This window comes from Sphingomonas gellani (assembly GCF_900110035.1).
GTDB classification, from domain to species: domain Bacteria; phylum Pseudomonadota; class Alphaproteobacteria; order Sphingomonadales; family Sphingomonadaceae; genus Sphingomonas; species Sphingomonas gellani.
This window is the reverse complement of sequence record NZ_FOCF01000017.1, coordinates 1-17,696: the sequence shown is the minus strand read 5'-3', so window position 1 is coordinate 17,696 and position 17,696 is coordinate 1. Positions and strand designations below refer to the sequence as shown.

The 17,696-nt window shown below is 60.4% G+C and carries 21 protein-coding genes and 1 pseudogene; 7 read left to right on the top strand and 15 right to left on the bottom strand.

Translation table 11 applies throughout. The features are described 5' to 3' along the window. Nucleotides 1–122 precede the first annotated feature (122 nt). The 3 genes from BMX37_RS18195 to BMX37_RS18185 form a co-directional block, all read right to left on the bottom strand. Nucleotides 123–374 (bottom strand): hypothetical protein, encoded by a 252-nt coding sequence (locus tag BMX37_RS18195; protein WP_139198162.1) that lies wholly within the window; start codon nt 372–374, stop codon nt 123–125. A 176-nt stretch (nt 375–550) separates the two neighbouring features. After that, nucleotides 551–2,038 carry a MobQ family relaxase gene (gene mobQ, locus BMX37_RS18190; RefSeq protein WP_170842066.1) on the bottom strand — a complete coding sequence of 496 codons (1,488 nt, stop codon included), beginning with the start codon at nt 2,036–2,038 and terminating at the stop codon, nt 551–553. 266 nt (nt 2,039–2,304) lie between these two features. After that, entirely contained in the window at nt 2,305–2,664 is a 360-nt protein-coding gene (locus tag BMX37_RS18185) for a hypothetical protein (RefSeq protein WP_139198161.1), read from the bottom strand. Between the two features lie 174 nt (nt 2,665–2,838). Between BMX37_RS18185 and BMX37_RS18180 the strand changes: the two genes are divergently transcribed. Further along, nucleotides 2,839–3,018, top strand: coding sequence for a hypothetical protein (locus BMX37_RS18180; RefSeq protein ID WP_093667196.1), 180 nt, complete (start codon nt 2,839–2,841; stop codon nt 3,016–3,018). Between the two features lie 252 nt (nt 3,019–3,270). On the opposite strand, the gene BMX37_RS18175 is transcribed toward BMX37_RS18180, so the two are convergent. After that, nucleotides 3,271–3,576, bottom strand: coding sequence for a hypothetical protein (locus BMX37_RS18175; RefSeq protein ID WP_093667189.1), 306 nt, complete (start codon nt 3,574–3,576; stop codon nt 3,271–3,273). Nucleotides 3,577–3,848: 272 nt separating this feature from the next. On the opposite strand from BMX37_RS18175, the gene BMX37_RS18170 reads away from it, so the two are divergent. Next, a complete protein-coding gene (locus BMX37_RS18170; RefSeq protein WP_093667195.1) occupies nt 3,849–4,145 on the top strand; it encodes a hypothetical protein in 297 nt (98 codons plus the stop codon). Nucleotides 4,146–4,736: 591 nt separating this feature from the next. Further along, the gene (locus tag BMX37_RS18165; RefSeq protein WP_093667188.1) at nt 4,737–5,615 is read left to right on the top strand and encodes a replication initiation protein; all 879 of its coding nucleotides are present in this window, start codon (nt 4,737–4,739) and stop codon (nt 5,613–5,615) included. Between the two features lie 160 nt (nt 5,616–5,775). Here the strand turns inward: BMX37_RS18165 and BMX37_RS18160 are convergent, their stop codons facing one another. The 3 genes from BMX37_RS18160 to parA form a co-directional block, all read right to left on the bottom strand. Beyond that, nucleotides 5,776–6,162, bottom strand: a complete 387-nt coding sequence (locus BMX37_RS18160; protein ID WP_093667187.1) for a hypothetical protein — start codon at nt 6,160–6,162, stop codon at nt 5,776–5,778. Nucleotides 6,163–6,246: 84 nt separating this feature from the next. Beyond that, the gene (locus BMX37_RS18155) at nt 6,247–6,531 is read right to left on the bottom strand and encodes a ribbon-helix-helix domain-containing protein (RefSeq protein ID WP_093667186.1); all 285 of its coding nucleotides are present in this window, start codon (nt 6,529–6,531) and stop codon (nt 6,247–6,249) included. Nucleotides 6,532–6,533: 2 nt separating this feature from the next. Next, nucleotides 6,534–7,211 carry a ParA family partition ATPase gene (parA, locus tag BMX37_RS18150; protein ID WP_093667185.1) on the bottom strand — a complete coding sequence of 226 codons (678 nt, stop codon included), beginning with the start codon at nt 7,209–7,211 and terminating at the stop codon, nt 6,534–6,536. A gap of 131 nt (nt 7,212–7,342) precedes the next feature. Here parA and BMX37_RS18145 point away from each other — a divergent pair, with 131 nt between their 5' ends. The 4 genes from BMX37_RS18145 (at nt 7,343) to BMX37_RS18130 (ending at nt 10,630) form a co-directional block, all read left to right on the top strand. Then, complete coding sequence (locus BMX37_RS18145) at nt 7,343–8,602, top strand: hypothetical protein (protein WP_093667184.1); 1,260 nt, start codon at nt 7,343–7,345, stop codon at nt 8,600–8,602. Between the two features lie 124 nt (nt 8,603–8,726). Continuing rightward, nucleotides 8,727–9,302, top strand: a complete 576-nt coding sequence (locus BMX37_RS18140; RefSeq protein WP_093667194.1) for a recombinase family protein — start codon at nt 8,727–8,729, stop codon at nt 9,300–9,302. Nucleotides 9,303–9,375: 73 nt separating this feature from the next. Next, complete coding sequence (locus BMX37_RS18135) at nt 9,376–9,876, top strand: Panacea domain-containing protein (RefSeq protein ID WP_093667183.1); 501 nt, start codon at nt 9,376–9,378, stop codon at nt 9,874–9,876. A 40-nt stretch (nt 9,877–9,916) separates the two neighbouring features. Beyond that, nucleotides 9,917–10,630, top strand: coding sequence for a hypothetical protein (locus BMX37_RS18130; protein ID WP_139198160.1), 714 nt, complete (start codon nt 9,917–9,919; stop codon nt 10,628–10,630). On the opposite strand, the gene BMX37_RS18125 is transcribed toward BMX37_RS18130, so the two are convergent. From BMX37_RS18125 to BMX37_RS18100, 8 genes and pseudogenes are all read right to left on the bottom strand, one after another. Continuing rightward, nucleotides 10,627–11,532 (bottom strand): 5'-nucleotidase, encoded by a 906-nt coding sequence (locus tag BMX37_RS18125; RefSeq protein WP_212611497.1) that lies wholly within the window; start codon nt 11,530–11,532, stop codon nt 10,627–10,629. The two genes, BMX37_RS18130 and BMX37_RS18125, sit on opposite strands and share 4 nt — an antisense overlap. Nucleotides 11,533–11,653: 121 nt before the next feature. Then, entirely contained in the window at nt 11,654–12,181 is a 528-nt protein-coding gene (locus BMX37_RS18595) for a hypothetical protein (RefSeq protein ID WP_139198159.1), read from the bottom strand. After that, nucleotides 12,171–13,004, bottom strand: coding sequence for an HD domain-containing protein (locus BMX37_RS19255; protein WP_244501679.1), 834 nt, complete (start codon nt 13,002–13,004; stop codon nt 12,171–12,173). Before BMX37_RS19255 ends, BMX37_RS18595 begins: the two co-directional genes overlap by 11 nt. Before the next feature lie 141 nt (nt 13,005–13,145). Then, nucleotides 13,146–13,349: pseudogene (locus BMX37_RS19485) on the bottom strand (HD domain-containing protein); the annotation flags it as partial. Nucleotides 13,350–13,614: 265 nt separating this feature from the next. Next, entirely contained in the window at nt 13,615–14,352 is a 738-nt protein-coding gene (locus BMX37_RS18115) for a PaeR7I family type II restriction endonuclease (protein ID WP_093667179.1), read from the bottom strand. Between the two features lies 1 nt (nt 14,353). Then, nucleotides 14,354–16,078, bottom strand: a complete 1,725-nt coding sequence (locus tag BMX37_RS18110) for an Eco57I restriction-modification methylase domain-containing protein (protein WP_212611496.1) — start codon at nt 16,076–16,078, stop codon at nt 14,354–14,356. Next, nucleotides 16,078–16,389 carry a HigA family addiction module antitoxin gene (locus BMX37_RS18105; RefSeq protein ID WP_093667178.1) on the bottom strand — a complete coding sequence of 104 codons (312 nt, stop codon included), beginning with the start codon at nt 16,387–16,389 and terminating at the stop codon, nt 16,078–16,080. Before BMX37_RS18105 ends, BMX37_RS18110 begins: the two co-directional genes overlap by 1 nt. Nucleotides 16,390–16,876: 487 nt before the next feature. Beyond that, nucleotides 16,877–17,548 (bottom strand): hypothetical protein, encoded by a 672-nt coding sequence (locus tag BMX37_RS18100; protein WP_139198157.1) that lies wholly within the window; start codon nt 17,546–17,548, stop codon nt 16,877–16,879. Nucleotides 17,549–17,696: the final 148 nt, after the last annotated feature.

Below are 17,696 nucleotides of genomic sequence, written 5' to 3'. Positions count from 1 at the left end.
GGCCCCGCGTCGTTGAACGCCACCTCCACTACCATATGCAAGCTGGGTGCTCCAAAGCGAGCGGAGCATTCTCGCCAACAATGAAGCAGATATGGTGTCAGAACCGAGCGGTTGTGACCCGCTCAGGTGATGTGCTTGCCCTTCAGCAGGAACCCGACCAGCTCGATCGGCGGGCAGGCGGGGAACAGCAGAGCGTGCTCCGCCAGATACCGATCCCGGATCAGTGCCGCCTCCTTCTCATGGCCCATCTTGGCCAGCACCGGCACGGCGACCCCGAGCAGGACTGCGATCAGCAGGATGGTGAAGCCCGCCTTCTCGGAAAAGGCATGGGTGGAAATTAGGACGGCGGTCGCCGACACGAGGACCGGGAGCACGACCCATGCCTGAATCGGCGCCGTATTCAGGGCCGTAACCTGGCCCTGGTAGAAGTTAGCTAGCTCCCGCCGCTGACGATAGCGATCCCGGAGCGCATCAAGGTCGACGGCGGCATCCACTGGCGTCCCCACACCTTCACCGGCATGCCCGGAGAGCATCGTTGCAGGCTGATCCGTCAGCGGGTGAATCCCAACGTAATGCCGCGTGCCGCCGCCCGCACCGTTTGCTGGGCCTGCTGAAGCTGCTGCGGGCTGAACCGCGAAAAGGCCCTCACCACGCCCGCGTCGACATGGCGGACGAACTGTCGGGCAGTCTGCGGCTTCACCAACCTGGGGATCGTGTTGACCCCCAACTCCTCGGCCATCTTCAGACGCTCCCGGACGATCCCGACCGCCTTGGCGTGCTTCTCAACGCGACGGATTTTCCGCTCCAGGGCCCGCACCTGCTGCTTGGCCGGCTGGGCTGCGGCATAGGATCGATCGATCTGCTTGAGGATGTAGGCCTGCCCCTTATCGCTCCTCAGCCACTGCTCACGAACCCGCACGGCTGTACGCTGTCGCGCCAGCTCCCGCCGGGCACGATCCACGGCATGAACCTCCCTGATCTTTGCCCATACCCAGCGTTGTGGATCGCGAACGAAGCTGGCGAGCTTCTCCCGCTTGAAGCCGATGCGCTGCACCCGTCGCTCGGTCACCGCCAGGTGGTGCGCGGCAGTGTCTCGGAGGCCGTAGGAGGTCAGCACGATGTCCTGACGAACGTCGGATTTCTTAAGCACCTGCGGCACCCGGATCGCTTGTTTCTCAGCTCTCCAGCCGGCAAGCTGCCGCTGAAGCGTAGCCTCATGTTCGGCCAGCTCCTTCTGGATCGATTGGACCCAGGCCGAGTGCTGGTCTGACCTCGCGGAGAGGCGGTCCTGGTCGGCCTCGTTCGCCTTCACCAAGGCGCGTCGCTCTGCGTTCGACGCCCGTATCTCGCGGTTCACATCGCCGCGTTCGCTCTGCTCCCCCTTACGCTCGATGGCGCTCGCGGTCGGGCCGAGATGGATCGTAGCTTCGCGGTCAAGCCCGCGGTCTGCGAGGCTCTTGTGGGTCACCTTCGGCGCCTCGGGGCCAAGCGCATGGACAAGATGCCGGTTCTGGGTCTCGGCCCATGATTGACGCCATTCGGCGAGCTGCTCGCGGCTGTTCCACTCGCGCGCCTTGGTGCCGAACTGAGCCGCATCGGCATGCCTGGTGGTGAGCATGATGTGGGCGTGGAAGTTGCGGTCGTCGCCATGCTTGTCTGGCCGGTGCATGGCGATGTCGGCGACCATGCCCTTGTCGACGAAGGCGGTCTGGACGAAGTCGCGGACCAGCTCACGGCGCTGCTCGAACGACAGCTCATGCGGCAGCGAGATTTGTACCTCGCGGGCCACCTGGGCATCGCCCCGCTTCTCGGCCGCCTCGACCGCATTCCACAGGGTAGCGCGATCCGGGAAGCACGCCTTCGTACCTTCCGGCGCCATGATCTCGGTATGCTCGACGCCGTCGCGGCTGCGGTAGTCGAACGGCATGTCGAGCCGCTCGTCCACCAGGCGCTCGCCGGCACGGTAGGCGGCCGCGGCAACGGCGCTGCGGCCGTCCGACCGCTTGATCACCTGCGCCGAGAACCGATACTGCGCCACGCTAGCTCTGCCTTCTCCTGCCTCACCTTCGCGGCACCGGCGCCGGATCGCTAAGGGCTTGCCCTTGGCTCAATCGCTCCCCGGCGGTTGACGGGTGCCGGGCAGGCCCGGCCGCACACGTCGCGAAGCGATGTATAAGTGCGCCATTTGCATGGAGCTGACAATCTCGGCCGGACTCAGGATCGGATCAGCTCGTCGGTTTCTTTGCTGGGATCGGTGAGCTTTGGGGCTGGATCGCTGCGACTACCGAACGATGATGGCGCGCGTTACTGGCCGTTACCCTGCGCGTTGCTCATGCCCCGCGGCCCCAGATTGACCGGCGATTTGTCGTTCGGATCGCGCCGCACGAAGGTGAACTGATCGCCGACGAGCTTGTCGCCTTCGATCTTGTAGGTGCCCGTCACGGACATGCCGGTGAGGATCACCGTGTCGCCGCTGACCTCGTAATTGCCCGACGCGCCCGACGAGAAGGTGAAGCTGTTCTTACCGAAGGTGGCGACGATCCCCGGCACCGGCGCCTTGGTGACGTTGTACGTTCCTTCGACCGATTTGGAGCCGCACGACGCCAGCGAAACCGCCGCGATCGGCATCAGCATGGCGGCAACAAAATGAGTCCGGATCGTCATCGAAAGCTCCCTTTGGCGAGACGATATGGGCATGGTCAGCACCCGTCCAGCGCGCGCTCCCGACACTCCGATCGATGCCCGATGGTGCCGCCAGAAACGATGATCTGCTGGCGCTTCTTGCGATCCATCAGGCGGTTCCCACTTTCGCTGGAGGCGCCGGCTTGGGAGGGCACCATGGCCAAGAACACGGGTGAGAATTACCGCAAAGGCTCGGTCGACGATCGCACCCAGACCAAGACACCTGGCGGCGATTTCGTGAAGCGCGACACCGACACCGGCCGCTTCATGGATCAGAAGAAAGGCGGCAAACCGTTCAAAGGCGTCGCCAAGGAAAAGGACGGTCGCCGCTCATAAACCGGTCGTGCCTCCCCTGCCCCGATCGGCATCGCGCGTCGGTTCACTACGGCGGTTAAGCGGCTTGGCGGCGTCGATCGATGTTCTGCTAGAGGGCATTCCAAGCGCGCAACGCGACGATAATAATCACCTCAATGCCGACGACGGTGAGGACGATCGTCTGTATCCTGAGCTGGCGACGAAGGCCTGCGGTCGCGGCCAGCATGCGCGGACTGGGCGCTTCTACACACATGTTCCGATCGGCTTTCCGCATCACTTTTCCTGCTCGTTTTCGATCGCCTCAAACGCGTTCAGCATCCGCCGGAACAGCTCACCCTTCGCCAACCTATGCCGTTCGGCACAGGCGTCAAAACGATCCCGATCCTCATCCGTGATGCGCAGGCTGTAATGCGCCGGATAGAGTGCGACGCGCCGTTCCCGCTTGCGTCCGGTGCGTGGTTGTGATGGCGCCTCGGGTGAGGTTTGGGGTAGCAAAACGGGCGTAGAACTTGCCGGCTTCCGCGCCCTGATTTCGTCGACGAGTGCGACGGCGATGCGCTCCAGCGGGTCGGTTTCCATGCGGCCTCCTCGTGTGATGATGGAGGCAGGCCCGGCCGGTGAGCCGGGCGTTCGTAACCCCGCGCGCAGCACGAGGCGCTGCCGCCTTTGGGCAGAGCCTTGGACATGCGCGACAGCCACCCGGCCGAGAAGCTCTCGACCGGCTGCGCATCCAACGGGGTTACGACGCCCCACGGACGGGATTGACCGTGCCGCACCCTTGGGATCGCAAAAGCGTTGGGCCTGCGCAAGGCATGCTTCATGCTGGGTCCGATCGGCATGGGGAGAACGACATGAGCGGCAAGGCTTACGGGGCATGGCTGACCGCAGGGTTCGACATGTGGATGCTCGGCGCCGAAGCGGCGTCGGTGATGGCACTGCGCACGGCCCGCATCGCCGCCGGTGGCTCTGCTGGGGCGGCTGAAGCCGAGCTGATGGTGACGGAGAAGGTCCGCGCCGCGATCGAGCTTCAGGGCCGCCTCATGACCGGAGCGCTCGGGCACACACCGCTGAGCGGTACGCAGGGCGCGCTCAAGCACTACCGGCGTAAGGTCGCCGCCAACAGCAAGCGGCTGAGCCGGGCAGGCTGATGATCGAACGCACTCGGTAATCCCCACATTCGGCCAAAGGTGAGTTTTGGGGCTGATGCTCACTGCTTCTGCCCCCTCGCCGGGGCATTACGTCGCATCAGGCACACACCGGTCGCGCTTGGCTTCTTTCCGGAAGCCCGCGGCCGTTAGGCCGCTCTGGTGACGGCGTTAGCCGGCACGGAACGAAGGTATATTGGCCAGCAGGCCAATTCCGGCTTGCCTCTCATCTGTTCGCTCGCCTGAAGTTATCCACATATGGGCCTACCCCAAAGCTCACCTTTTCCCTTCAGATTCTAAGATTCTTCTAGATTCAAGATTCAGGCCTGCGAAAGCCGCGGAATACTGCCGAAAACCGCGCTTAAAAGTGAGTGTCGGGGCCGATTCGCGTGAGCGTTGGGGTATGCAACGGTGAGCTTCGGGGTCGGTTGAGGTGAGCGTTCGGGTCGGTTTCGGTGAGGGTTCGGGTAGCCTCGCCTATGACGGTGAGCTTTGGGGTATCCACGTACGGGGAGCTAAACAGATTGCTCAACTCACCGATCCAGCATAAGGTGAGCTGAGAAGGCGCTTACCGCTCACCTTTGAGACCTTGCTATGTCGTCACCCGCCATTGTCGATGGATCGATCCGCACACTGACGCAGCGAGGCCGGGGCGACCCCTTCGATCCCGCGCATTATAGCGAGATCGTGAAGCCTGGCGAGTTGGTCGACATCGTCGAACTAAACCCCCTCACCCTTGCCGATCGTCGAACCTACAACCTGCTGATCGCCAATGCCTGGGACCGCATCGGCGAACCGATCGTCCACCGCATCGCCAAGTCGGCCCTAAAGGGCACGCATCAGGGCAACGAGCGGATTGAGGCATCGTTGCTCCGCTTGATGGGCACGATCGCGATCGTCACCATCCGCAAGGGTGGGAAGAGCTTCAAGCGGCGTGTCCAGCTCCTCGGCCCGAGCGATGAGAGCCTGGAGAAGGACGGCTTCCTTCACTACCGCATTCCCGAGGAGCTGATCGAAATCCTGCGGAACAGCGAGGTCTATGCCCGGCTGAAGACGCAGGTCATGTACTGCTTCGAGTCCAAATACGCCCTCTGCCTGTACGAGATGATCGAGCGCCGGATCGGCCTCGATTACAAGCAGACCGAGGATTTCACCATTGACGAGCTGCGCGGACTCCTGAACGTGCCTGAGGGTAAGCTGGAGAGGTTCGCCGACCTCAACAAATACTGCCTCAAGGTGGCCGTCGAGGAGATTAACAAGCTCTGCCCTTTCTATGTCGATTTCACGCCGATCAAGAAGGGCCGCAAGGTCGAGCGGATTTCGCTCCATTGGTTCCCCAAAACCTCCAGCGGCAAACGCGACGCCCAGAGCCTTATCGAGCAGCACAGCGTCGTCCGTCGCGCCAAGATGCGGGGGCTGGCGGCCGAACTGCCGGTGCTGGTCGATTTCGCCACGCCGGCCGCCGAAAGGTGAGCCCCTACCCCAAAGCTCACCGTCAAAGCGTTTAAACGACTTGGCGATCCTGAATGCATTCACATGTAGTCGTGATGCCATGTGAGCGTGTGGACACGTTGGAGTACTATGTTTTTGCCGGCACCTTCTCGGCCTTGGAAGGGCATCCGCCTACCGTCAATCAGTCACCGTGCATGAAGAAACCATGCGCGAACATCGCGTAGAGGACCGCCGCCACAAGGGCTGCGACGACGAGACACCCGACAAGCCGTATGTGGGTCGCTTGATGATCACCTAGTTCGATCTCTCTCGGATCGTAACCAGCGTCGAGCGCTTCCAAGTCACTCAGCGCTTCCGTGACGTGTTGCCGTTGCATGTCGGCGTAGGCTTCATCCCTGGCGCGGATATCATCATCATCCGCCCATTGGCTGAGCCTCTGCCATGCCAAGCGCTCCATCTGATCCAAATCCGTAGGATCAGGTATCGAGGTGAGTAGGTCGCTGTTCGAAACCTCACCTCCAGCAAGCACCCGCTTCATCATCTCGATCAGAGCATGCCGAGTGTCCATTCAGCTATCGTGGCATTGCAGGGCAGCATCAGCAATGAGGCTGGCTGGTTGCATGCTGCTCCAGAAATTGGGCGCCAGCAGACCTTACCGCTCGCCGAATGGGTGCTTGCCGTACTGCCGCATGAGAAGGTCGATCGCCTCGCCCAGAAGAGCCTGGAGGGTGGTTTCATTCTCGGCAGCGAGGACGTTGAGCCCTCGGCTTACCTCGGAGCTGAAGTAGGCGCTGACCGCCTTCTTGCCCTGCCGGGCCGCAGCTCGCGTCGGCGCCGGCGCTGGTGCAGATTCATCCGACCCGGATGGGGGCGCGCTTGCCTCCGGCACCCTCGCCCGCTCGGCCCGCTGCTGCTTCATCGCACCAAACTTGCTCATGGTCAGGCCTGCCTCTTCCTGCTCTGCTTACGCGTGGATATGTTCACATGCTCACGTATCCACGTCCAAAGTGCGGCAACCTCCTCGGCCGCCTTCCCGTCCGGCTCCGCTTCGGCTGCGGTTTTCCCCTGCGCCGTGCTGTGGTGGTAGATCGCGCGCTGCGTGAGCATGACAGGCGCGACGGGCACGCCCATGCCCTCCAGCCCCTCCCCGCCCTCGATCAGCTCTCGCGCGTCCTTGTAGGTCGCCGGCGCCCGCTGCGGGCCTCCCATGAACAGGACGAAGGCCGGTTTGCCTGCCGCCTTCACCAGCTCGGCCGTGGTCTCCACCGCCGACAGGTCGAAGGCCTGGGGACGGCAAGGAATGAGGATCAGGTCCGCCAGCTTGCATGCCTCCCGCGCCATGATGTCGGCGTGGGGCGGCGTGTCGATGATGACCAGCTCCGCGCCGAGGTCAGCCGCTTGCTGAACCTTACGGGAGAGGAGAGTAGGGGAGGCGCAGTCCACCACCTCTGGATCGGCTCCACCCCGCCAGTGACTCCACTGGCTGGCCGTAGCCTGCGGATCGGCGTCCAGGATCAGCGCGGACAATCCGGCGCTCGCGCCAGCACCAGCCAGATGGATGGCGAGGGTCGTCTTGCCGGCGCCGCCCTTCTGGCTGATGACAGATATTGTTCGCATGCTAGCACCGCTACGTGTCTTCGTGTGAACACGTTCGGTAGCCTACATGCCAACTTGATGGCAAGCCCACGTGTTTGCAGCGCCGCCAACGGGATGGTTGCGCGGGACTGACCGCCCGCTAGTCTCTGGTGATGCCTCTGATTTCCATCTTCGAGAACGCACCCGAGAGCGTCGCCAAGTTCAGCATTGAGCAGGTGGTGTCGACGGCCGGCGACGGTACGCTGAAGGACGACAGCACGTGCTCCGCTGAGCTACGCGAGTATCTAGGCAAGGTGGGTACGGGCGAGATCGCGCGGTATGTGGATCACTGCCTCTCCGTGGCCTTCCCGAAGAACGGCATGGTGCTCCAGGACCTGGTGAACGAACTCGGCCGCCGCCTGGACTACGTGGCGACGAACGGGCGCTATCAGGGAGTTCAAGGCAAAATCGGCTTCGACGGGCTATGGCTGTCGCCGGAAGGGCATACGCTCGTTGTCGAAGTGAAGACCACGGATGCGTATCGGCTCTCCTTGGACACGTTGGCGACCTATCGCGCCAGGCTCGCGGAGGCCGGCAAGCTATCGGCCGAGTCCTCCATCCTGATCGTGGTCGGGCGCCAGGACACGGGGGAGCTGGAGGCGCAGATCAGGGGTTCCCGCCACGCCTGGGACATACGCGTCATCAGCGCGGAAGCGCTCATCAAGCTGGTGCTGCTGAAGGAGAACACGGAAGCGGCCGAGACCGGGCTGAAGATGCGCAGCCTGCTGACGCCGATCGAATACACCCGCCTCGATCGCATGGTCGACGTGATGTTCACGACCGCCACGGACGTGGAGGAGGAGCCCGAACCGGACGAGCAGGCCGGCGACGAGCCCATATCCGCCACGCCCGCTTCTGACACAACGAAGGCCGCACCGGCGATCGTGACCGCGGCCGACCTGGCGACGACCGGCAAGGGCACCTGGCACTTCACCGACGCGCAGCTCCTGCAAGCGAAACGCGAGGACGTGATTGCCGCCCTAGGTCGCCGGGAGACGGCCAGCTTGGTGCGCAAGAGCCGCGCCCTCTACTGGAACGCCCAACGGGACGTGCGGGCGGCCTGCTCCATGTCCAAACGGTACGCCGGGAAGAACCAGGCTCCGTACTGGTACGCCTACCATCCGCAGTGGGACACGTTCCTCGGCGAAGCCGATCGCGGCTTCTTCGTCCTCGGCTGCATGGACCTGGAAACGGCGTTCGCTGTTCCGCACGCGGCCATGCAGCCGCTGCTGTCGTCACTGCATACGACCACCAACAAGGGCGGCACGACCTACTGGCACATACATTTGATCGAGCAGGACGCGGGGCTTGCCATTTCGGTGCCCAAGTCGGCAGCCCTAGACCTAAGCCCCTTTCAGATAGCTGTCAGCTAAGGGCGATACGGTGTCGCGGATGTCCTAAGTTTCGCGACAACGCCTTCGACGTTTGCACTTCCTCAGGTGCCGCTGTCGCAAAAGTCGTTTGCATAATGCTCTAGTTATGATACAGTTTTGCGACATGCTGATCGGCTACGCCCGTGTGTCCACCGATGACCAGGACCTCCGGCTGCAACGCGCCGCGTTGAAGGAGGTTGGATGCAAGCGGACGTTCGAGGAGAAGGTGTCGGGCGCGAAGCGTGACCGGCCCGAGCTGGCCAAGATGATCGAGCAGCTGCGCGATGATGACACGGTGGTGGTGACGCGGCTTGATCGGCTGGCGCGCTCCACCCGCGATCTGCTCGACATTGCCGAGAAGCTGAAGGAGGCCGGCGCCGGCCTGCGCTCGCTAGCCGAGCCCTGGGCGGACACGACCTCGCCAGCAGGCCGCATGGTGCTGACGGTGTTCGCCGGCATCGCCGAGTTCGAGCGCGAGCTAATCCACCAGCGCACTAGCAGCGGGCGGGTGGCGGCGAAGGCAAGGGGGGTCCGGTTCGGCCGCCCGCCCAAGCTCACCCCCGATCAGATCACGCTAGGCGAACGGTTGGTGGGGGAGGGTACGTCGGTGCGGGAAGCCGCCAAGCTGCTCAAATGCCACCATGCCACTCTCTATCGAGCTTTGTCCACTCCCTCGCTAGGCATCCAGCAGCTCCGATGAGATCGCTTGATGCAAACATGCTCCACCCTGTATCGGCCAGCGATGATGTGCGCCCCCACCATGAAGCGTCGCGATGCATGACGCGAGACAGGTAGCTAACTTCCTGCTCGATTACGCGGAAGAGCGCGGGATCGCGCTCACCAACATGGCCGTCCTGAAACACATCTACTTTGCGCATGGATGGCATCTCGCGACGTGCAGCCAGCCTCTGATATCAAATCGGATTGAGGCATGGGAACATGGGCCGGTTATTCGGTCGGTCTACGACTGTTTCAAAGCATTCGGCTCGGCCGCTATCACGTCGCGGGCGACAACGATCGATTGGGAAACCGGCGAGGTAGTGGAAGCTCGCGCTACCTTCTCTGGCGAGACGCAAGCCCTGCTGCATTGGACGCTGAACTATTACGCCGGGTACGGAGCATTCGAACTCTCGGCAATTACGCACGAAGCCGATGGACCATGGGACCGCGTTTGGAACGCTCGTGATGGCAAGGTTCGCCTAAATATGGAAATCTCCAACAAGGCGATCCAGGACCATTTCGTCCACCAGTTGAAGACCGCGAGCGTCCAGTAGGGCGCTTGCTCGAATCCAAGTCGTTGCGGTAGAATTAGGCATGCCTCTTCCGATCCCCCCGCTTCAAGATGTGGTCAGGCTTACCGGACCCGACGTTGCCACCACCGCAGCGAACTTTCGCAAACACCTACTCAGCCAAGGTCCGGCATGGAGCTATGATCCCAGCAAGCGCCTCGCCAAGGCGGTGTTCGCCGCAGAGATGTCGAGAAGGGCAGCTGTCGCCGCCTGCGGACATGGAGGCCATGTCCTAGGCCGACCCTACAACGCCTTGGTCGGCGGCCTGATCTGGGATGCTGCACAGGACCGTGGGCGGTTCATGTGCCACGACTTGGCAGCGCGCCACCTTCATCTCCGTTCGGACATGGCAATCAAGGTCAACCCGAGTTTCTTCTTCATCGAGGGTGGCCGGCCAGTATTATTCTATCTTCAGCCCCGTTCGGGGCACGTGCCGTCTAAGGACGGCCTGCGTGTCATCGCTAGCGCGATCCACTCCTTGTATGCGATAGATGAGTGGGCAAACGCTGACATGCTGCTCCTTGATCTCAGCAAACCTGAGGGGTGCAAGGAACGTGCGGTGGCGCCCTATAGCTTTGCCGATCTGCCTCCGCTTCCAACGGCTGAACTGGAGAGGTTTTTTCAGCGCTTTGTTGATGCTTACGACCTCCTCACCTCGGAGGGGATCGAGCGGGCACCTCGGCGACCGCGGCCCCCGAGGGATCGCGGCGATGGGCTGTTCAATCCTCCCCCCGCTTAGTTGGCGGGGATGACGGGCATAGCAGGATCATGTGGCCCAGGGACATGCCCCGCTGGTACGACCGTTGCAGCCCCGAGCACATGCTTCTCTTGGTCATCAAAGAAGATGTGGGCCCCGAGTGCCCGCAGGATTGGCGCCTTTGACCGACTTCCGACGAAGTGAGCTTCATCGGCCGGCGTTCCCCATGCTCTCAGAGTACGTACAACCCTTTCGTGTGCCGGTGCATTGCGAGCCGTAACAAGCGCGATCCGCACTTTGCTAACATCGGCATCGGTTAGATATACCTGGCGTAGAGCTGAGAGTTTATGAAGGAAGTTTCCGAATGGACCGCGCGCCATTGGGTTGTCCGCATTGGCAACCTCGTGGGCTAAAAAGGCGTCAAGCCCCTGCTCTTTATAGACCGCATCGGACTCTGGGCCGAACACGACTGCGTCACCGTCAAACGCAACTCGTACCTCTCCTGCCAACGTCTCGTTACGATCCTTAGGAACATTACCGAGGCGGGCAGCCGCAGCGCCACCTTCCACCGCTCCTTTAACGTCTGCATCTTCGTTTGAGAGGAAGAGATCAATACCCCATGCCGGTACAAAGGGCGCAAGTGAGCGACCGCTGGTAAAGCTTCCAGTTTTTATTCCAAGCTTGTACCGGTCGATCGATTTAAATGCTCGCAAGGACAGATCGGGCGAGTTCTGCGACAACAGGATGACCTCGACAAATGGGACTTTACCTGGTTGATTTAGAGCAAGAAGCCGTTCCACTACCTCAAAGCCCGTGCCTTTTCCAAGCACGGTGTCTTCACGCGCAAGCTGCATTGAGGCGTATGCCTTGACGCCTTCCGTCTTGAATACCCGATGCTCTTCCTCAAGGTCAAAAAGCGCACGGGTAGAGATACCAATGCGCAAAGGGTTTTCCCTAAGTGTTGAGACGTAAGGACAGCTCTCGTTTACTGCCATATGGCCGTGTGGCGGGCTTGCCGCACTTACAGTTGTTTGATCAACAGGGCCCGCCATACAACTACCTTAGTTATACAATTGCAGGCAGTTTATTGCCTGAGTCCATAGCGCGGAACTTCTTTAGAAGGTCTTTTGATCTCTGGAGCTTTCCATGCGCGGCCTTATCGGGTTTCCTGACTTCTGTCTCTTTCCAAGGGTCGGGTTCGCCTTCAATGGCTAACAAAACCGCTGTAGCCGCAAGTTCCAGCTCTACAGGGTCAGCGGAATTTCCAAGCGCTATGGCCACTGCTCGGCTTTGATCGCTTGTCACTGGCCTAACCCCGGCTCCGGCTTTGAATATCGAGTAGAAACCACCCCACGCAGTAGGCTTTACATCTTCATGCACAAGCTCAAACAGGTCAGCATATTTAATAGCTGACGTTAGCCGTTCGCTGTACGGGCCATAGTGCTTATACTCAAACTCAAACCCACTACCTAGTTCCATTACTTCAAGCAGAAAGGCTATTTTCTGTAGTCGAGTGCGGCCAACGATCTCGCCACCAGCATCGACTACGAGCTGCGCAGCATACTCCGCTTCACTTCTCACGTTAGAGGACATTCTTAATCTCCTCATTGAGAACGTCTTTTAACATAGTCGCCACGCCGACCTGCTCCCTGTCAAAATAATATCGTGAAACTTCGAATGTCGGGATTGAATTCACCACTGGAGAAAACTCCCCGAGGTCTGACATACCGCTCCCCGTTCTAACCATAATCTGGTTAAGTGGGCCCTTTGATTCATCAAATCTCTTATATGGAGGTCGAGATGCTTTATCATATAGAATATGAACCTCAGGACTCGACTTTCTCCATAGTTCTACTTTCTCCACCACTCGAATACTGATCTTACTGATCATTCTCTCAGCTTCTTGGACATTAACTGAGCTGCTTATACAGGCCCTTGCCTGCTCTCTAATGTCAAAACACTTGAAGAGTTTTCTGTCCCTTATTCTTGTCGCAAACTCAGATATGAGCGGGTCGCTAGCCTCGGCTAATTGCGCAAGCGCACCGAACACGACAGCGTCATCGAGGTTGAGCGCAGCTCCGAGATTATCTGCGTCCTTAGCAAAGGTCACAAGGGGATGATCTTTACTCAGACCTGTAGCGTCTACAGCTGAGTCCTTTACTAGGGTAAATACCCTCACCAACATTTCTGTAAATAGCTTCTCGACCCCACGAGTTGCCTTATGGAAGTATATAGTCGGATAAAGCTGGAACAGCCCTAGTACGTAGGCCTCGGCCGCATAGACTCCCTTCGGGCCTATTACAAATGTCTGTAGCTCGCCGACCTTCTGATCATCGACGCCAACGCTAACTGTCTCAACCTGTAGATTTGATACAAGCCAATCATAGTCGATTACGCCATGTGAAGAACCAGCCATAAACCGATCTCTTCGCATGTAGTCTAGTCTATCAGCATCAAACTGACTCGATACTACGGCGTCATACACTGTTTGCGGTGCCGATGCCTTGATTACATCAGCAACGTCGTTCGCGAACCCGCTTCCCATCTCCCTAAGGGGCTGGGCGATATGACTCTCGCGAATAAGCAGGTCGCTGACGTGCTCATGGTGAGCCAGCTTGAGCTGGAGGCGTTTGCCTACTTCCTCAAAGGCATGGCTAAACGGCCCGTGCCCAACATCATGGACCAAAGCGGCGGCAAGGGCCGCATTGGCACGAGCCTCATTCCATTGACCTGTACCGACAGACTCTCGGATGATCTGCATGAGCTGGCGAGCGGTATGGAAGACCCCCACGCTGTGAGCGAAGCGTGAATGCGTTGCTCCAGGATATACGAGGTCCGAGAACCCGAGCTGCTTGATGCGACGCAGCCGCTGGAAAGGACGTGTCTGCATCACTTGCCAGATCATGTGCTCGAACTGCGTCGGCCGAAACGGGATCAGATTGTGGATCGGGTCTCGGACTCGCTGGGAAACGTACAATACGTGTTCCTACTCTGTTCTCATTGGCCGTCAATGCTGAAAGCGCCGCTCATCCCCGAGCTGCCTCAGCCGCGATATGCCCCGCGAACGTGGAGACGAATGTTTTGAGTCCCGTCAGCTCGGACATGGCGCCAAACTCGCCGGTCGCAGCTGCCTGACGCGGCGAAGCGAGGACCGACGCGGCGCTATAAAGCTGCTCCTGAACAAGCCGCTGACAAAGCACGTCATAGCGTTTCAGGTACGATGCCCCCTGGAATGCCTCGAACACCGGGAAATGGGGGGAGCGGTCCGTCACCTTTCGTCGGGACTCGGGTGCATCCTCCACCATCATGAGCCAGCCCACAAAGGGGCGAGGCTGCTGTCCAAAAGCGCCTTCCCGGTAAGCCGTCCATAGGTCGTGGGCGGTGCCGATTGCCTCCTCGGTACGATTGTTGAAGTTGTTGCCGAACGATGGCCCAACCTGGCTTTTCAGCTCGATCGCGGCGACGAGGTGGCCGCGATGGATCACCAGCACGTCCCATAGCTTCGTCGGTCGAAAATAGCCTGGCAGCGTCACCACGGCGCGCTTCTGATGCACGTCGGCATGGCCAAGCCCGTTCGCCTCCACAAGGTCGATCAGGAGGGCAAGGAAGCCATCCATGTTCTTGCCGGCCGTCACCCCGGCGCGCTCGCCCTGATCGGCTCGGCCTGCCTCAATCTGGGCCTGACGCGCCTTCTCCCGGTTGCCCCAGAACGCCATTGTGGCTTCGCGGGCCTTCTCCTCATAATTGGCTAGATCGAGCGCCATCCTACTCCCCGTTGCCCCCCAATGCCGCTTGTTCGGTATCTGACAGCCCGTAGAGCTTGAACACGGCGCGATTGCACGCCGCCACGTCCTGCTGCTCGGCCGCATCGATCAGCTCGCGCTGTAACGCCGGCGCCACCTTACCCCATTCGGGAAGCCGGATGCGCCGAAGATACTGCGCTTGGAAGCGCAGATAGCCCCCGCGCATCTGGGTCGAGTAGATCGCCACGAACAGGCGAGCGATGCCGGATAGCAGCACGGCTTGCAGCGCCCGCACGTTCCAGCTCTCGGAGGTGATGAAGTAGAGGTTGTGATGAGGGTACAGCTCGCCGGCTTCATAAACGACGTGCGCCTCGCCCTTAATATCGGGAATGAGCAGCTTCGGCTTGGCCGCGATTGCCGGGTAAATGCGGTCGATCGTGCGATACCAGTTGACCGGCGCCTTCTGCGCGACGTGCCGGCGTGCGATCTGGTCGCGCCGCGCTTCTAGGTATCGCCGAAGCTTCGGGAACTTCGCCAGCTCCACCAAGCGGCCGTCATCGGCGAACGGATTAATAACCCCGAACCCGCGCCATGCGACCTCCCCGCTATCGATATCGCGGGTCATGACAAGGGGGAGCTTGCGGCTGGGCTCCACGTCCAGGGCGTCATAGGGACCGATGAACGCCTTGTCGGCGCCGGTCGCAACGCCGATGCTTACCTTACACCCGGCATCTTCGATCGCTGGAAACTCGGCTTCCAGCCGCCGCACAAGCGCGAGCTGGTCCGATGATTCCAATATCCACGGCTCAGCGCCCACCGTTACACCCTGCAACTCACGCACGCCGCTCGACATGTCGGGGAGGCGCTTGGCAGTCATCTGCGCCGCCAGCGTACCAAGGGCTGCACGATCGATGGGCGGGCGGTGCGCGATGCGGGTGCCGGTTGCCTTCTCGCGGGCGATGATGGTGATCGCGGGATAGGCCACAACTTCAGCGTGGAAGGCCGGCGTGTTCACCATGTCCACGTAGGTTTTCAGATGATAGCCACCTGCCACCAACGCGCGAAGCGGACCGCCGTAGCGATTCTTCATCCAGCGATCGGAGCAGATGAACCCGCATTGGCCGCCTTTGGCGAGCAGGCTGAGCGACCGTTCGATAAAGGGTACGTAAATATCGGCGCGGTCGTAGATCGTGCGGTAGCGGGCGCGATATTCCGCCATAAGGGCGTCGGGTATCAGCTCCTGACGGACGTAAGGCGGATTGCCGACAACAACATCAAAGCGGCCTTGCAGCTCGGTAAGCAGGAAGTCCCCCTGGGTAAGCCAACGGTCGGCCAACGCCTCGGCCACCTTGGCGGACAGCCCCTCCTGGATCAGCCGGTCTACCACGCTGATCGCAGTGCGCGCCATAGAAGCGCGGTGTAGCTCTACCGCGCATATTGCATTGCCAAGGTTCGCGAGAGGATCGGGTTTCCCGCCAGCTCGCCACGCTGCCAAGAGCCTGTCGATCGCCGGCAACAGGAAGTCGCCTAAGCCGAACGACGGCTCCAGCAAGCGCAGCTCGTGAAGCGGGCGGTCAACGGTGTATCCCGACAGATCGAGGATGAAGTCTACCACCTCGCGCCGGGTGAAGATTGCCCCCCGTTCCTCGATCCCTGCATCGGCCATCGCGTCCACGGCGGCCGTGACGGGGCAGAACGCCGGGAACGACGGTTGGCGCAACACCGGCATGATCGTCGCCGTGGCCATCAGATCAACCTAGCCTGCTGCTCAGTCGGCCTGCTTCCAACGGGGATGACGTTCAGGGTCGCCGCCCGCTTTTTGGCCTGGCTGAGATCGTAGGTGAGTTGGTGCTGTAGCCACGCCTCAGCGTCGGTATCGAACGCCTTTGCGAGACGCAGCGCCATCTCGGGCGATATGCCACAGTGGCCGTTCACGAGGTTGTTGAGAGCCTGGCGGGTCACTCCAAGCACGCGCGCTCCATCCGCGACGGATAGTCCGTGCGGATCAAGGCATTGCCCGCGGACGAGGCGGCCAGGATGGACAGGTTCAAGCGCCATGGGAGCAAAGGATGGCCATGCCTCGAGGGATGCGTCAATAGACAAGTTGCTGTTGTCACGCCTCTCGAGGATAGGCGCTACAGCTAAACAGTTTGACGCGTTGGTTAGGCCTTCGGCGGAGCCTTGCGCGTCCTCGAACGCGCACCGCTCGACAAACTCCGACTTGGGTCCACCCTTCGGCGGATCGGCGCCTTGGTTTTCGGCTTCAGGGGCGGTGATCCAGCTACCGGGGGAGATGCGGGTTTAGACGCAGCGCGCTCCGGCTTGGCGGCCTTCAGCGCCAGCTCGCGACGAACCATCTTGACCACCTCACCGATACCCTGAGCAACGTTAACGAACGCGGCATCACTGCACCTGCTCGTACAAGCTTGGGCCGCCGCAAGTTCGGGTATTTTCATTGCCGATTTGAGCCGCCAGTATGGGTCTGCACATCATGCGTCGCTGAGCTATCGTAACACCCGGCTTGAGCATGATGCCGCAATCCACATCACCGTAGTTCGCCGTCCTCATTGGGGTTTACGCTTTGAGGCAGTCGGGCTTTACCCTTCTCTTGGTACTCTGCCAGCGTTCGCACCCGCCTATAAATGCTGAACAGGATTTTCATCGCAATGAGAGGATGCTCCGCCCGCTGTTCGATCACGTTTGCTGAATCGAGCTTGAGAAGTTTTGCCATTTTTTCGTTCGCATCGAGGATGAAATCCATCTGCTTATTGGCTAGCTCCAGCTCTTTCGTCTGAATGTCTACGCTAAGCAACTTGCGGTTCTGAGCGTCCTTGTAGATTGTGCTGTATACCTTGTTACAGGCCAGAATGGAGCCTGTGACTGCCGACACAACACTAGCGATTTGGAGCGCCAGTTGCAGGTTTAGCATCAGGTCAATAAAACCAGGCGAGGCATATTGAATGGCCTGGATGGTGGGCCGCTTATTTCTAGGCGTAGCGTACTTTAATTGGTTGTAGAAATTAACCGCGCTGTAGCCTCCACGCCAGGGGTAAGCTCTGAATGCTCGATCAATACGAGCGTCAACGATGTCGTCAGGAGCGGGCAACAATGCCTCATAGGCGAAGTATACTTGCTCAAATGCCCGGGGAAATACGTAGAGGTCTTCAAGCGACCAGCGCTTATCAATGAGAATTATGTATTCGCCGTAATATTCCATCAGCCCCTCCCGAGCGACCAACACTAGATACGGGATGGAAGAAGATAAAGACAGGCCCCGCGTCGTTGAACGCCACCTCCACTACCATATGCAAGCTGGGTGCTCCAAAGCGAGCGGAGCATTCTCGCCAACAATGAAGCAGATATGG

What these genes read in the sequence shown, in the direction of transcription:
- BMX37_RS18145 (WP_093667184.1), top strand. Translation starts at nt 7,343, where the DNA reads ATGCCTCTGATTTCCATCTTCGAGAACGCACCCGAGAGCGTCGCCAAG.
- BMX37_RS18130 (WP_139198160.1), top strand. Translation starts at nt 9,917, where the DNA reads ATGCCTCTTCCGATCCCCCCGCTTCAAGATGTGGTCAGGCTTACCGGA.
- BMX37_RS19255 (WP_244501679.1), bottom strand. Translation starts at nt 13,004, where the DNA reads ATGGCTGGTTCTTCACATGGCGTAATCGACTATGATTGGCTTGTATCA.
- BMX37_RS18595 (WP_139198159.1), bottom strand. Translation starts at nt 12,181, where the DNA reads ATGTCCTCTAACGTGAGAAGTGAAGCGGAGTATGCTGCGCAGCTCGTA.
- BMX37_RS18155 (WP_093667186.1), bottom strand. Translation starts at nt 6,531, where the DNA reads ATGAGCAAGTTTGGTGCGATGAAGCAGCAGCGGGCCGAGCGGGCGAGG.
- parA (WP_093667185.1), bottom strand. Translation starts at nt 7,211, where the DNA reads ATGCGAACAATATCTGTCATCAGCCAGAAGGGCGGCGCCGGCAAGACG.
- BMX37_RS18105 (WP_093667178.1), bottom strand. Translation starts at nt 16,389, where the DNA reads ATGGCGCTTGAACCTGTCCATCCTGGCCGCCTCGTCCGCGGGCAATGC.
- BMX37_RS18180 (WP_093667196.1), top strand. Translation starts at nt 2,839, where the DNA reads ATGGCCAAGAACACGGGTGAGAATTACCGCAAAGGCTCGGTCGACGAT.
- BMX37_RS18100 (WP_139198157.1), bottom strand. Translation starts at nt 17,548, where the DNA reads ATGGAATATTACGGCGAATACATAATTCTCATTGATAAGCGCTGGTCG.
- BMX37_RS18115 (WP_093667179.1), bottom strand. Translation starts at nt 14,352, where the DNA reads ATGGCGCTCGATCTAGCCAATTATGAGGAGAAGGCCCGCGAAGCCACA.
- BMX37_RS18140 (WP_093667194.1), top strand. Translation starts at nt 8,727, where the DNA reads ATGCTGATCGGCTACGCCCGTGTGTCCACCGATGACCAGGACCTCCGG.
- BMX37_RS18110 (WP_212611496.1), bottom strand. Translation starts at nt 16,078, where the DNA reads ATGGCCACGGCGACGATCATGCCGGTGTTGCGCCAACCGTCGTTCCCG.
- BMX37_RS18160 (WP_093667187.1), bottom strand. Translation starts at nt 6,162, where the DNA reads ATGGACACTCGGCATGCTCTGATCGAGATGATGAAGCGGGTGCTTGCT.
- BMX37_RS18135 (WP_093667183.1), top strand. Translation starts at nt 9,376, where the DNA reads ATGCATGACGCGAGACAGGTAGCTAACTTCCTGCTCGATTACGCGGAA.
- BMX37_RS18165 (WP_093667188.1), top strand. Translation starts at nt 4,737, where the DNA reads ATGTCGTCACCCGCCATTGTCGATGGATCGATCCGCACACTGACGCAG.
- BMX37_RS18175 (WP_093667189.1), bottom strand. Translation starts at nt 3,576, where the DNA reads ATGGAAACCGACCCGCTGGAGCGCATCGCCGTCGCACTCGTCGACGAA.
- BMX37_RS18170 (WP_093667195.1), top strand. Translation starts at nt 3,849, where the DNA reads ATGAGCGGCAAGGCTTACGGGGCATGGCTGACCGCAGGGTTCGACATG.
- BMX37_RS18185 (WP_139198161.1), bottom strand. Translation starts at nt 2,664, where the DNA reads ATGACGATCCGGACTCATTTTGTTGCCGCCATGCTGATGCCGATCGCG.